Origin of the sequence: Asticcacaulis sp., from assembly GCF_035497195.1 — a bacterium.
In the GTDB taxonomy this organism is placed as follows: Bacteria; Pseudomonadota; Alphaproteobacteria; order Caulobacterales; family Caulobacteraceae; genus Asticcacaulis.
The window spans coordinates 111,276-123,851 of the sequence record NZ_DATJDZ010000022.1 but is presented as its reverse complement, the minus strand read 5'-3'; the positions used below and the strand labels follow the sequence as shown (position 1 = coordinate 123,851).

Below are 12,576 nucleotides of genomic sequence, written 5' to 3'. Positions count from 1 at the left end.
CTGAGTTGTCAATCTTCAATGTGGCGGGAAACTTATGTCCGCTTAGGGGAGAAGGACTAAGTGCAGGACGAACGTCCGGATTGGGGCGCGCAGCAGTCGAGCGACCGAAAGACTGACGAAAAGTAAGTGACGCTTCTAATATAGGCGTGGCCAGGTCCCCCGCGATATCATGTGCCGCCTAGCAGCTAAGAGACCTTCATGTACGCTCTTTCATCTGGGCCATGATTATACTTTAATGATTATCCTTTCTGGACGAGCCTCCGGTCGTAAAGACCGGAGGCTCGTATTCTATTCTGTCAGCGTTTTGCCGACGGACGGCTTGGCAGATTTCGGTTTTAGACGTTCCCCCACATTGAGAATTACCTGGGTGATGGCCGGCAAAACCAGTAATGTCAGAACGGTAGCAGCCACCAGTCCTCCGAGGACAACCGTCGCCAACGGCTTTTGCACTTCAGCGCCTGTGCCGGTGCCAATGGCCATTGGGATAAAACCAATGGCAGGGACCAGTCCCGTCATGATGACGGGACGGACCCGTTCCATCGTTCCAGTGATGATGGCCTGGCTTAGTTCCATACCCGCCTCCAGCCGCTCACGGATACTGGTCATGACGACCAAGCCGTTGAGCACGGCGACGCCAGACAGACAGATGAAGCCGACGGCCGCCGAGACGGAGAAGGCAATGCCCGTGAGCGCAAGGGTGAACACGCCGCCAGCGAGGCCAAGCGGAATGGCCGCGAAAACAGAGATTGCGCGGCCAAGACCTCCAAGAGCGAGGTACAAAAGAACGAAGATGATAGTGAAGCAGATCGGCACTACGATCACCAGACGGTCTGAAGCCGCCTTCAGGTTTTGGAACTGACCACCCCACTCAAGCCACGAGCCGGTCGGTAAAACGACAGCCTCGACCTTCGGCAGCGCTTCCCTGACGAAGGAGCCGACATCGCGGTCGCGGACAAGCGCTCGCTAAAATGTTCGCCCGCAAGGGTATAGAGGTGGCCATAGCAAGCACCCGCGCGCCCGAAGCGCTCGCACCGCTCGTAAAGGCCATTGGGCCTACGGTCACTGCTGTCTCCCTGGATGAAGCCGTCAAGGCCGATATCATCTTCCTGGCCGTTCCCTTTTGGGCGCACCGTGACGTAACGAATGCGGCTGCAGATTGGCAGGGTAAGATCGTTATCGATGTCACGAACGCATACGGCGTCTCCCCTAGCGATTTGGGAAACCTCCCGTCTTCGGCTGTGATCGCCAAGGCGTTTGGCGCTGCAACGCTGGTCAAGGCGTTTAACCACCTGCCTGCGGGCGTCCTCGCGCAGGATCCCGCCGTCGATGGCGGGCGGCGAGTGATTTTCCTGTCCGGCGACAAGGACAGCGCCATTCCGGTGGTCGCCGCACTGGTCGAGCAGCTCGGTTACGCACCGGTCAAGCTGGGAGCACTCACAGAGGGTGGGCTGCTCGTCCAGGCGCGCGGAAACGCCTGGGGACCACTCATTTTTAAAGATCTCTTCAAGAAGGAGAATTGAACAATGTATGATCATGTGAAATGGCCTGAGCATTTCGACCCGAAGATTTCGGCGATCTACGCGCTCAATGACGTTGACGTGAAAGCGCCGCCTGAAGTTGTGTGGAAATTGCTGATCGATGCCGAGAACTGGTCGAACTACTTTCCTCCCGAGGACCAGGTCAAGATCCTGACCGGTGAGCCCAAACTGGCGCTCGGAACCCGATACAGCCGGGTGACGGTTGGATTTCCAATGAGCCTTGTGGTGACGGAGTGCGAGCCCAGCCACAGGCTTGCGTGGAAGACGGTGGTCGACGGCGACGAGACAGGCTCGACGGCTTATCACGGTTGGGTCATCACGCCCACGGACACGGGCTGCCATGTCCTGACGGAAGAGACGCAGCAGGGGCCCTGGTTTCTCGACATGCTCGGACACAAGCACCCCGGTGGGCTCTACCGCTATCACCAGCAGTGGGTCGACGACCTTGCTCGTGCTGCCGAGGTAGTAGCGGCGGCGGCCCGCTAATCCCGATCTGTTGTTCCCGCTCGCGTCGGGTTTTCAGCTAACGCTTAAACAGAGCCATATCGCTGAAGACCAGTCGCATCAGACCGATTATGCAAGCGCCATCGGGAAAGCCCGGATCGTGCTTCATCAGCGGGATCGATGCGGCTAAGCGCCCAGGTCGATGACCTGGGCGCTTAGCCGGAAGCGGCATTGTCGACCTGCCGATGATTCAGCCGATATCGGCGTTCATGGCGAAATTCCAGGTGCCGGCGCCGTTTTTGGCCAGTCCAATCATCATCAAACCGAGCGCCTCGAGCGTCTGTGCCATGTGCAGGTCGCCCACGTCGAGCGGACGCAGCCCGATACTTTCGAGGAACGTCGAAACACTCGCTTTCGCTTGCGCATCATCGGCTGCCATGAACGCGTCGAGGCGTCCACCCTTCGCAAGCACGTGACCAAAGATCGTGTTGAACGCCTTCACGACATGCGCCCCGGCCGGGAGGCCCTTGGCGATCTCCTCGGCACCGGAACTGCCGGGGGGCGTGACGAGGCCCGAAAGGTCGGGTGCAAACGGGTTGGCGACGTCGATAATTACCTTACCATTGAGTGTTTTCCCAAAGTCGGCCACGACCGCCGCCGCCGCGCTGTACGGCACAGCGAGAATAACTATATCGCCCGCAGGCGCGGCGCCGTACGTCCCGGTAATCGCTCCGGCTGCAAGTTTGTCGGCCAGCGCCCGCGCCTTGGCGGGGTCGCGGCTGACAACCTCGACCGTGTGTCCGGCCTTGGCGGCACGGCCCGCGATCGCCGCGGCCATGCTCCCTGAACCGATAATGCTGATAGTGCTCATGTACAGTCTCCTATTGAGTTGGGGTAGTGCTGGGTCTCTGGAGATGAGATTCCGTCTATTGGTTTGACGAATCTCGGTTCGCGCTGATGACGACGCTCGGCCGTCAATACCGGTTATTCGCGAAATCGCGGAACGCCTGCCGGATTTCTTCTTTGGTGTTCATGACGAACGGACCGCCGAATACGACGGGCTCCCCAAGCGGAGGCCCGCTGAATAGCAGCAATTTGCTCGGTACCTTGGTCGAGCGAAGGCTGAGCTGCGAGAGGCCGTACGCCTCAGATCGCGTGAGCCAGCCGAGCTGACCAACCGAGATGGCGGTGGCGTCGGCACCGACTTTCACGGCGCCTTCAATCACGAAGACGAAGGCGTTGTCCGAACCCGGCAGGAAAAGCTGGAAAGCCGCCTCCGGCTGAAGACGGACTTCCAGCATCAAAACCGGGACGTGATTGAGCGTCTCGGCAGCGATCCCATCCATGGCGCCGGAGAAGATCTTGACCTCAACCCCGTCTTGGCGCCAACTTGGTGCCGCGTTGCGGAGAATATCCTGATATCGCGGCTCTGTCATCTTCGAGGCGGCGGGCAAATTGACCCAGAGCTGAAGCGCGTGGGCCGTCGTACCGGGCGGAGGGTTCTCTTCGTGGAGCACGCCGCGCCCAGCCGTCATCCATTGCGCATCGCCGGCGTTTATGGCGCCTCGATGGCCGGCACTGTCATAATGCTCCAGCACCCCCTCGATGACAAAGGTGACGGTCTCGATTCCTCGGTGCGGGTGAACCGCAAACGCTCCGTAAGGCACCCAATCCTCAGACATCAACAGAAACGGGTCCGCAAAATCCGGATCGCCGGCGTCGATCAGGCGCCGTCCCTTATAACCGGGCATTCCCGTCAGCGACGTCGCTGGATCGCTGATCCGGGCAACGCCGCGCTCGAAACCGCTGAAGCTATCGGAAGAAGACATTCGATCAGACCTCACTCTATGCCGGGATCGGGGCCGGGGCCGTGACTGGGGCCGTGATCGGGATGGCCAACTCGCGAATAGCGGCGCCGCGGACGGTTTCGCCAAGCTGCTCCACTGCCGTCTCACCATAGGTGCCTCCGACCGCGCGACCAGCGAGGACGATATTGACGTCGGTGATCCCGATCCAGGCAAGAACCTGGCGTAGGTAGCCGCTGGCCTGATTGTACTGTTCGACCGGAGAGCCGGGGGAGAAGTCGCCACCACTGGCGAGAATGATGTCGGCGGACTTGCCTGTCAGGAGACCTGTGTTGTCGGCTGTCACGGTGACACCGACGCGCACAATGTGGTCGATATACGCCTTGAGCATGGCGGGAATCGCGAAGTTGTACATCGGCGTGCCGATGACGATCCGGTCGGCGGCCTTCAATTCCGCCACGAGGTCGTCTGAGACCTTGATAGCGGCCGCGCTTTCCGGGGAGTGCGTCTCCGGCGGCGTGAACGCGCCCATAATCCACGGCAAATCGACGAACGGAAGTTCGGTCTTCACCAAATCCCGCACGATCACCGACCCATCCGGGTTGGCGGTTTTCCATTTTTCGGCGAACACCGCTGTCAGTTTGCGCGACGTAGAATAGTCAAAGCGCGGACTCACTTCAATAACGAGTAATGTAGGCATATCTGACCTCGTGAATGGTTGATTTGAAGAATGGCTTGGGCGCGTCTGGCAATCTCGGGGTCCTGATCCCGCGACTCGAGCTAGTTTTCGAAAAGAGAGATTGGCAGCTTCACCGGCGACATCTTCTCAGTGGTTGGCTTGTTTTGCCCCGGCGTCGGGTGGTGCCCGGCATCGAAGACTGTCAAACCTTAGTCGCATTGACTTATGAGGAGAACTGACTTAATTTAGCTTAGTACCATCTACTCTTTGGATATATCATGCTCGACGGCGTAACGATCAACCAGCTCCGTGCCTTCGTCGCCGTTGCCGACCAAGGGAGCTTTTCGGGTGCAGCGCGGGAGGTGAAACGCGCTCAGTCAGCGATAAGCCATGCGATCACGGCACTCGAGAGCGCCCTTTGCGTTGAGCTGTTCGAGCGGAATACTCGCAAGGCTCAACTCAGTCCGGCAGGCCGCAACCTGTTGCCGGATGCTCGCGCGGTGATCTCAAGAACGGAGGAAATGAAGAATCGGGCCGGTTCAATCGCCAGGATCGGCGTGCCGCTAATTTCGATAGCGGTGGATGTTTATTTCCCCCGTGCCCATCTGACTGACTGTCTACGGACCCTACAAGCCGACATTCCCACGGCGGTGATCGACCTGCGCATGACGACTATGCAGGGGGGCGAGAATCTGGTGTTGGACGGCACCTGCTCTCTTGCAGTCACGATCGCCGATGTTCCCGAAGGAAATCCGAGCGCGATCGAAAGACACTGGCTATGCGAAACGCCGATGCTGACCGTATGCGCTCCAAGTCACCCGCTCGCATCGCATCCAGAACCCGTCTCTGTAGACGAGTTCAGTCGGCACGTTCAGCTCGTCGTCACCGACAACCAGCCGGGGGCTGAGAAAACTCAGATGGCCGTCGCCGGCGAACGCCAGTGGCTGCTTAACGACCTGAGCGCAAAGCACGACTTCCTCAAAGCCGGGCTGGGCTGGGGCCATATGCCATCGGATCTCATTGCCAGTGACTTGGCCAGTGGAGCGCTCGTGGAGATCAACCGGCGAGCGTGGCATATCCGGCCACTGACATTCATGATCTCCCGTCGCAAAGGCCGGGATCCATCGGCCTGCGAAACCAAGCTGATCGAGCTTTTCGGGAGCGTAAACGGTTGAAACTTCTCGCCTGGGAAATCACTAGCGCGTAACAATCATAGCCGACTTCAAGCGCGATCTATCGGATCGACAAATCCGTTACCTGCGTCATGGCATTCGAGGACACGCGTCGTCCTGACGTCGATCAGGATCTGAGACTGTCTTTCGGTAAGAGGTGTTCAGGCGCTGCGGGAAACGGCGAACCGAGTGGCAAGGAACGCGCCGATCGCGCCCAAGGCCGCGGTCGCGGCGTCCAGCCGGCCAATGCTGCCGACAAAGCCGTGCGCCATTCCTTCCCAGACGTCGACTTTCGCGTCGACACCGGCAGCGACCGCGCGCTCGACGTAGCGCAGGGAATCCTCGAGCAGGACTTCATCATCGCCGACATGAACGCGGATCGGTGGCAGGCCAGCGAGGTCACCATAAAGCGGTGACGCCGTGTGGTCCGCGGCGTCACGACCACCGAGATAGCCTCGGACAAGTTCCTCGGCCTGCTCCCGCATGAAGAATGGATCGGCGTTCGCCCGGCTCTCCCAGCTTCGGCCCGTCATCGCCAGATCGGTTACGGGGGAAAGAACCACGGCACCAAAGGTCGCGTTGTTCGCAGGCGACTGCGCCGTGATCAGCGCCAGCAAGGCCAGGGTCAGGTTGCCGCCGGCAGAATCCCCGGACAACGCGATGGACTGCACACCGCTCTCGACAAGCCCCAGATAGGAGGCATGGACATCTTCGAGAGCCGCAGGGAAGGGATGCTCGGGCGCAAGCCGATAGTCGGGGACGAACGCGCTGATCCTTGCACTGCGGGCAATGTGCCCGACGAGATGCCGAAACGACTTGCCCGACCCCCAGGTGAACCACCCGCCATGCGCATGGAGAACCGCCGCGTGAGGCTGAGCATTTTCTGGCTCGCACCACCAGCCGGTGACGCCGCCAATCGTGTCGGGGCGGAAGCTCACCCCGTCGGGCGGAAGGACCCGCCCCATGATGGCATCATAGGGCGCGCGCGCGGCGATGCCGCGCAGCTTCCCCTTGTTGGGCGCGATCATGGCCCGCATCTGGGTCATGACGATCCGATCCTCGGGCGTTAGAGCGTGGATATGGGACCAGTCTGGGAAAGATTGCATTGTGGACTCCAAACGAGGAACCGGCGTCGCAGCCGATTAGCTTTACTGCCCGTCAAGTAATCTATAGACTCGAGTGGAGTCAATATCCTTTCCGTGCCGTTCAGGAAATATAAAATGAAGACCGATCCTCAAAGTCCTTCACGAATCGGCCGCCCCCGCAGCGTGGCCGCCGAGTCACACGCCGCCATCCTGGACGCCGTTTATGAGCTGCTGCATGAAAAGTCGGTCCGCGACCTGTCGATGGAGGCGGTGGCCAAGCGGGCCGGCGTAGGTAAGCCAACGCTCTACAAATGGTGGCCGTCCAAGGCGGCGCTGATCTTTGCGATGTTTCATGAGCGCATGGTCGGAAAGCTGGAGGCGCCGCCGGCGGCCTCCGCCGAAGAGGCTATCCGCGCCAAGGTGCGACACCTGATCGGTGAGTTTAACGGCCTCTTCGGCAAAGTCATGGCCGAATTGATTGCCGAGGGTCAAAGCGACCAGGCCGTTCTGCAGGAACTTTACGATAGCCACATCAGCCTTCGGCGGGCGTCGACGATTGGCGACATCGAGCGCGGCAAGGACGCGGGCGAGTTCCCCGAGGACACCGATCCGGAACTGCTGGTCGATGCCATTTTTGGCCCGATGTATTATCGCCTGCTGCTTCGGCTTATGCCCCTCACGGAGGCGTACGGCGCCAGCCTGATCGACCAGGTTTTGCGGGGGCTCCGCGCCAATCCCGGTCGGCCCATCGTTTGATCTCAGCCCTCAGGGTGACTGAATATCTCCACCACGCTGCGTGGCGCAGCCTCGCCAAAGAACAACTGAAGGTTCTGTGCCGACATTTCTGCGATTTCACGAGTTCGCGTAAACAGCTCATGCTCATATGTCTCAAGAGCGGCCTCTATGTCGCCAGGGTTGGCGATGATGGTCTTCGCAAGCTCAGCGCCGTCGTGCATGGCCAGGTTGGCTCCTTCGCCCGCGAACGGGGACATCAGATGCGCCGCATCGCCGACCAATGTCAGCCCTGGTCTCCGGGGCCATTCATGCCCCACCGGCAATGCATAGATCGGGCGGAGCGTCGGATGAGCCAGAGTGCTCGCAGTGATGAAGTCGATGAGACTCGGTGCCCAATCCTCGAACTGCGCTGCGATGACCGCCAGGCCGCCACGAGCATCGCTGAAATCAATAGACCTGACCCATTCCTCTGGTTTGTTCAGCGCTACATATCCAGCGATAGTTCCATCAGAGTTGCGATGAGCGATTATGCCCTTGCCCGGCGCAACCGCCATTACGGTGCCTGTGCCGACGACAGCCGCGCGCCCATCTGCGCCTTTACCGCCAGCAGGATGTGCAATTTCAAAAAAGCAAGTGCCGGAGTATACCGGCGTGGCGTCGGAAAGGAGTGGTCGGACCTTCGACCAGGCTCCGTCAGCGCCGATAAGCAGATCAAGCGTGAATACCCTGCCATCACTGAACATCACTTCATGCCGGTTGTCTCCGACTGCCTTGATCGACGTGGCCTTTTGGCCCCATCGGATCGCCGCCTCTGGCAGCGACCGGATGAGCATGGCACGAAGTTCACCCCTGTCGACCTCGGGGCGCTGGGACCGGAGACTGCCGGGTTTGTTGAGAAGGACGTTGCCGTCCTTATCGACAATACGCTTGGCATCCTCTCCGGGGCGGACGAGTTTGAGGAAATCCCCATAAAGCCCGGCAGCCTCCAGCGCTAGCTGGCCGTTATATTCATGGATGTCGAGCAAGCCGCCCTGCGATCTTGCTCGAGGCGATGGTTCTGCCTCAAAGGTGATCGCCTCGATCCCGTTAAAATGGAGGACGCGGGCGAGTGTCAGGCCGCCGAGGCCGGCGCCGATGATGCCGATAGTTTTAGTCATGGTTGCGCTCCACTGGTCGCATCAGCGTCCTGGACGCTGGCGGATGATTTAGGAGACGCTGGTCGACCGTGCTCGTGCACAATCGGCATATATGCGGTGTCCGAAAGCGAAGAATGCTCATCGCTGACGACCGTTTTTCGCGACGCTCGTCAGTAGCTTGAGCTTTTTTGTGAGTCAAGGGATCAGCGAAGGCAGCTATCGCGTCTGCGGGTCAGTAACATTGTCAGTTGTCAGCGGAGATACAGTTCCGCTGAACGTCCTATATTGGGGCGGAGAACAGCCTGGGTCAGCAAACTTTCTTGTCTGGGCACGCGGCGCTAGCCATTCCGATATCCAAGACTATGCGTCGCGGGGCATCGAGGCCAATTGGCGTGGCGCCGACGAACGCGACAAGGCTAGCCCATGCCGTCCGCTGAAGATATACGCGAAAGACATCTGCCGGGTGATAGCTGTAGCGACGCGCAATAATTAACGGCCTGACGCGAGATTCAAGGTCGGTTTCGGCGCAAATTAATTGAGACAGTGGCGCGCGCCACACGCACATTAAGTGAGACACAGTCCACAATCTTTGAGACAGACGCAAGATCGTGAGACGAAGACGCAGATTGCTGGACACAGGTCATTCGGGCAGTCCCGCAGCACGCATTTCGTCAATCAATTCGTTCGTCCGTTGGGGATTTAGATTGCCCCGCAGGAGTTGGCGAATTTCCACGGCCTTGGCATCAAATTGATCGCAAAGGGTCCTGACATCGTAGCCATGGCGGGTCAGTTCGGGTTCCAGGTCATCAATCCGGCGCGATAGAACGGTCTCAAACAATACTGGCATCGATGGGCTTTACACCAGCTTCAAAGCCCGCCTCGAACGCCCGCACAAGATGGCGCCCTATCTGAAGCGGTGTTTTCAGCTTGGCAGCCATGATGGTTGCGGCTTCACCCGTGCATAGCCGATTTACACCGCTTCACCCGCAAGAAGAGACTGGTGGGGGGCATCCTTATGCTGATTTCCGCAACGGGCTTTCTTGCGGTTTGACGTCTGGATATTGGATTGATCGGCGATCGCCAGAAAACCGGCCGTTTTTCTTACCATACGATTTCCAAAGGCTAGACTGGCTGAACGCCTTCGCGCGTTCATCGGAGCGGGAACCGTACCATTATAGTTTACCGCCGTCGTGGCCGAAGCGGACCTTGTCATATCCTCAATTGCGGCAATTACTCTTGACTAAGAATATTGGTACTGATATGGGACTATCATTATTACGTACCACATAGGGTTGGCGATAATGGGCGAAGGAGCTTGGTTCGAGACGGTATCTATTCCTTATTTGATTCGTCATGCCGGAAACATATATGGCACCGCCATGCGCAAAGCCTTGGAGGCTGAGGGCTATGACGATATCCCCAGAAATGGTCTCTATGTAATAGGCGGGCTTGCTTACGAACCACACAATATCCAATTGGCCAAGATCATCGACGACCTTGGGTTATCAAAACAAGCCTCAGGTCAGTTGGTCGATACGCTTGTTGCGCGGGGTTATCTGGAGCGCCAGATAGACCCGCAGGACCGTCGTCGCTACATTGTTTCGCTTACAGAGCGAGGCCGCGACGCCGCACGCATACAAACAGAGGCGCGCGAAGGGATTGACCTTAGCCTCACGGCGCGGATCGGTCGGGCGGGCTTGGCGGGGCTACGTAAGCTATTGGCAGCCCTGATAGGTGTGGGACGTGAAACACAATCGGATCGGGAAACAACTTCCGCGCGGACTTTGCAGGTGAAAGGCGTCACCCCGATCTTCTTTGTAAGCGATGTCACACAGGCCGCCCAGTTTTATATGGACTTGGGTTTCTCGACAGACTTCCTTTATGGCACCCCCCCTTTTTACGGTTCCGTGTCGCGTGATGGGGCGTGCCTTCACCTGCGCTATGTCGCTCATCCCAACTTCGCCGAGCTTGCCGCGACGGAAGAAGCTCTTGTTCTCGCGACGGTCGAAGTCTCAGATATTCATGCACTGCGTGCTGAGTTCGATAGCCGAGGTGTGCATATTTCGCGCGGGCTTGTCGATCAGCCGTGGGGCGGGACGGATTTTTATGTTCGCGATCCGAGCGGCAACGAGATTTCTTTTGTGCAATACCATCAGACCGAACCGACCAACGGAGGCACCTGATGACTCATGCTGCCGGCAATTCGGATAAGACGAGCCTTGATTTATAAACAGAGTTTAGAAGGCGCCCTAAAGAAGAGGAGATAGACAATGACTACCGAAAATAAGTTTGTGAACAAACGGATTGAAGGAGGGAGCTTCGAGGATTGCTCGATGAAGGGGTGTAAGTTCGAGAATGTCGACTTGTCCGCCAGCACTTTTAACAACATTAATCTGAGGGACGCCAAACTCCACGATATCGACATGTCGGGTGTCGCAATTACCAATGCCAATATTGATGGCCTGACCATCTTCGGACATGACATCCAGGCGCTCATTGAAGCGGAACTCGCGCGTTTAACATGACCTTTAGGCCCTGAGAAACTCACCTCAATTGTCAGCGATACCGCCCTGATCCTGCGCAACGAACTGCATGTGAGTGGCAAGACGTGGGACAACAGCTCCATCGATCCTTACGCCTTCGCTGATCCCGGCTATGGCCGGGATAACTGCCCGCACCGATATCGATCTGGCTTCCGCCGGCATCGGCGCTGCGCTCATCGCGCAGCTCCGCGCCGGTCACCGACGCTCCCACCAGTATCGAAAACGGAAAAACCAACCGCCAGAGCGAACTCAAGATTGGATAACATCAAGGGGCAACGTCGTCTGCCTACGTCTCGTTGTCTCGACCTTGTCCATCCTTCTATCTCTTTTGCGATGGTCAGAGCGCGCCCAGAGCGCGCCCAGAGCCACATGATTGCAGCCCATGCCTATTCTACAATACGACGGAAGCTCGAAATTATTCGGTTGGGATTGCCGGACACGGCAGCCGATCTGAAGGTCATCATTCGACAACTCAGTGCATTGAGCGAAACGACGCCTGTTGTACCCATAAAGATTTGGAAGCGGGCGGTCCGCGAAGAGAAAGCGGGCGAGGCGCGCCGTCAGGCGCGTGGCAAGTAAGGACCTAACGACATCAACTCATCTTCCGAAACATTGCCGTCTGAGTTGCCGCCTTTGTCCTGCGCTTGTTGGCGGCAGACGGATTGTATCAGGCTTGGAGAGCATATCTTTACGGCAAATCGATAAGCTGTTGCTTTACCGCATTGGAAAACGCCTGTAGCCGCGTGTGAGCGCCCAGCTTATGGTATATGCGACGCATGTGTGTGTTGACCGTGTTTTCGGATCTGCCGATCTGGTTCGCAATCCTCCGGTCGCTTAGACCCTTTGCGGACAGGATCAGGATGTCGGTTTCGCGGACGGTCATTTCCACCCGTTCATTGAGCAACGATTTCGCAGGGGCCAGGATTTCGCGAAGGCGTTTGTAAAACAGGTTCGAGATGGCCCAAAGGATATTCAGGTCGCGCAGATGCTCGTCGGCGGGGTTGGATGTTGCCAAGGCTATGCCGCCATGAAGGGCATGCGCACCGGGGAATGGCAGGCCGATGCCGTTGTTCAGGCCCGCCTCACCGGCCAGACCGAGAAAACCCGTTTGCAGGGACGTCAGGTTCATAGTGGTATGCAGGTCGGACCAGAAGAATGGGTTGCCGTTGCCTCGGGCATTCTGGGCGACCGGATCGAAACGCATGCACGCCTTGTCGGCGTAGTATTGCTGCCAATCCTCGGGGTAGGTGTTGGCCAAGCCAAACATCAGTTCCTCACTCGGCAGGCTGCAGTCGCGCATGATCGACACATTGACCTGGTCAAACCCGAGCCTGCCCACGGTCTTGATGAGGAGGGCGGAGAGCGCTTCCTTGGTGGGGGCGGCCGCGCAACCGAGGGCGAATTCAATGAATACAGGACCGGCAATTGATAACGGCATT

General features: G+C 58.4%; 15 protein-coding genes and 1 pseudogene. 7 read left to right on the top strand and 9 right to left on the bottom strand.

What is annotated here, in order from left to right; all coding sequences use genetic code 11:
- Positions 1-288: 288 nt before the first annotated feature.
- A pseudogene (locus tag VL130_RS14030) lies at positions 289-963 on the bottom strand (efflux RND transporter permease subunit); the annotation flags it as partial.
- A gap of 5 nt (positions 964-968) precedes the next feature.
- On the opposite strand from VL130_RS14030, the gene VL130_RS14025 reads away from it, so the two are divergent.
- Positions 969-1,520 carry an NADPH-dependent F420 reductase gene (locus VL130_RS14025; RefSeq protein ID WP_325363568.1) on the top strand — a complete coding sequence of 184 codons (552 nt, stop codon included), beginning with the start codon at positions 969-971 and terminating at the stop codon, positions 1,518-1,520.
- A gap of 3 nt (positions 1,521-1,523) precedes the next feature.
- On the top strand, positions 1,524-2,024 hold the full coding sequence (locus tag VL130_RS14020; RefSeq protein ID WP_325363566.1) for an SRPBCC domain-containing protein: 501 nt from the start codon (positions 1,524-1,526) through the stop codon (positions 2,022-2,024).
- Positions 2,025-2,232: 208 nt separating this feature from the next.
- On the opposite strand, the gene VL130_RS14015 is transcribed toward VL130_RS14020, so the two are convergent.
- The 3 genes from VL130_RS14015 to VL130_RS14005 form a co-directional block, all read right to left on the bottom strand.
- Positions 2,233-2,853 (bottom strand): NADPH-dependent F420 reductase, encoded by a 621-nt coding sequence (locus VL130_RS14015; RefSeq protein WP_325363564.1) that lies wholly within the window; start codon positions 2,851-2,853, stop codon positions 2,233-2,235.
- A gap of 103 nt (positions 2,854-2,956) precedes the next feature.
- On the bottom strand, positions 2,957-3,811 hold the full coding sequence (locus tag VL130_RS14010) for a pirin family protein (RefSeq protein ID WP_325363562.1): 855 nt from the start codon (positions 3,809-3,811) through the stop codon (positions 2,957-2,959).
- A 16-nt stretch (positions 3,812-3,827) separates the two neighbouring features.
- Positions 3,828-4,487: an FMN-dependent NADH-azoreductase gene (locus tag VL130_RS14005; protein WP_325363560.1), complete on the bottom strand. Its 660-nt coding sequence runs from the start codon at positions 4,485-4,487 to the stop codon at positions 3,828-3,830.
- Positions 4,488-4,744: 257 nt separating this feature from the next.
- Here VL130_RS14005 and VL130_RS14000 point away from each other — a divergent pair, with 257 nt between their 5' ends.
- Positions 4,745-5,641: a LysR family transcriptional regulator gene (locus tag VL130_RS14000; protein ID WP_325363558.1), complete on the top strand. Its 897-nt coding sequence runs from the start codon at positions 4,745-4,747 to the stop codon at positions 5,639-5,641.
- Positions 5,642-5,799: 158 nt separating this feature from the next.
- Here the strand turns inward: VL130_RS14000 and VL130_RS13995 are convergent, their stop codons facing one another.
- Complete coding sequence (locus VL130_RS13995) at positions 5,800-6,684, bottom strand: alpha/beta hydrolase (protein WP_325363556.1); 885 nt, start codon at positions 6,682-6,684, stop codon at positions 5,800-5,802.
- 174 nt (positions 6,685-6,858) lie between these two features.
- Between VL130_RS13995 and VL130_RS13990 the strand changes: the two genes are divergently transcribed.
- Complete coding sequence (locus VL130_RS13990) at positions 6,859-7,479, top strand: TetR/AcrR family transcriptional regulator (RefSeq protein ID WP_325363554.1); 621 nt, start codon at positions 6,859-6,861, stop codon at positions 7,477-7,479.
- Positions 7,480-7,481: 2 nt separating this feature from the next.
- Here VL130_RS13990 and VL130_RS13985 read toward each other — a convergent pair whose 3' ends face one another.
- A complete protein-coding gene (locus VL130_RS13985; RefSeq protein ID WP_325363552.1) occupies positions 7,482-8,615 on the bottom strand; it encodes an NAD(P)/FAD-dependent oxidoreductase in 1,134 nt (377 codons plus the stop codon).
- A gap of 619 nt (positions 8,616-9,234) precedes the next feature.
- Positions 9,235-9,441: a phosphoribulokinase gene (locus VL130_RS13980; RefSeq protein ID WP_325363550.1), complete on the bottom strand. Its 207-nt coding sequence runs from the start codon at positions 9,439-9,441 to the stop codon at positions 9,235-9,237.
- Positions 9,442-9,895: 454 nt separating this feature from the next.
- Here VL130_RS13980 and VL130_RS13975 point away from each other — a divergent pair, with 454 nt between their 5' ends.
- Together VL130_RS13975 and VL130_RS13970 are read left to right on the top strand one after the other, a co-directional pair.
- On the top strand, positions 9,896-10,777 hold the full coding sequence (locus VL130_RS13975; protein ID WP_325363548.1) for a glyoxalase superfamily protein: 882 nt from the start codon (positions 9,896-9,898) through the stop codon (positions 10,775-10,777).
- Between the two features lie 87 nt (positions 10,778-10,864).
- Positions 10,865-11,119, top strand: coding sequence for a pentapeptide repeat-containing protein (locus VL130_RS13970; protein WP_325363546.1), 255 nt, complete (start codon positions 10,865-10,867; stop codon positions 11,117-11,119).
- A 24-nt stretch (positions 11,120-11,143) separates the two neighbouring features.
- Here the strand turns inward: VL130_RS13970 and VL130_RS13965 are convergent, their stop codons facing one another.
- The gene (locus tag VL130_RS13965) at positions 11,144-11,314 is read right to left on the bottom strand and encodes a hypothetical protein (protein ID WP_325363544.1); all 171 of its coding nucleotides are present in this window, start codon (positions 11,312-11,314) and stop codon (positions 11,144-11,146) included.
- Between the two features lie 78 nt (positions 11,315-11,392).
- Between VL130_RS13965 and VL130_RS13960 the strand changes: the two genes are divergently transcribed.
- Positions 11,393-11,716 (top strand): hypothetical protein, encoded by a 324-nt coding sequence (locus VL130_RS13960; RefSeq protein ID WP_325363542.1) that lies wholly within the window; start codon positions 11,393-11,395, stop codon positions 11,714-11,716.
- 109 nt (positions 11,717-11,825) lie between these two features.
- Here the strand turns inward: VL130_RS13960 and VL130_RS13955 are convergent, their stop codons facing one another.
- Positions 11,826-12,575 (bottom strand): helix-turn-helix transcriptional regulator, encoded by a 750-nt coding sequence (locus tag VL130_RS13955; protein WP_325363540.1) that lies wholly within the window; start codon positions 12,573-12,575, stop codon positions 11,826-11,828.
- Between the last annotated feature and the right edge of the window lies 1 nt (position 12,576).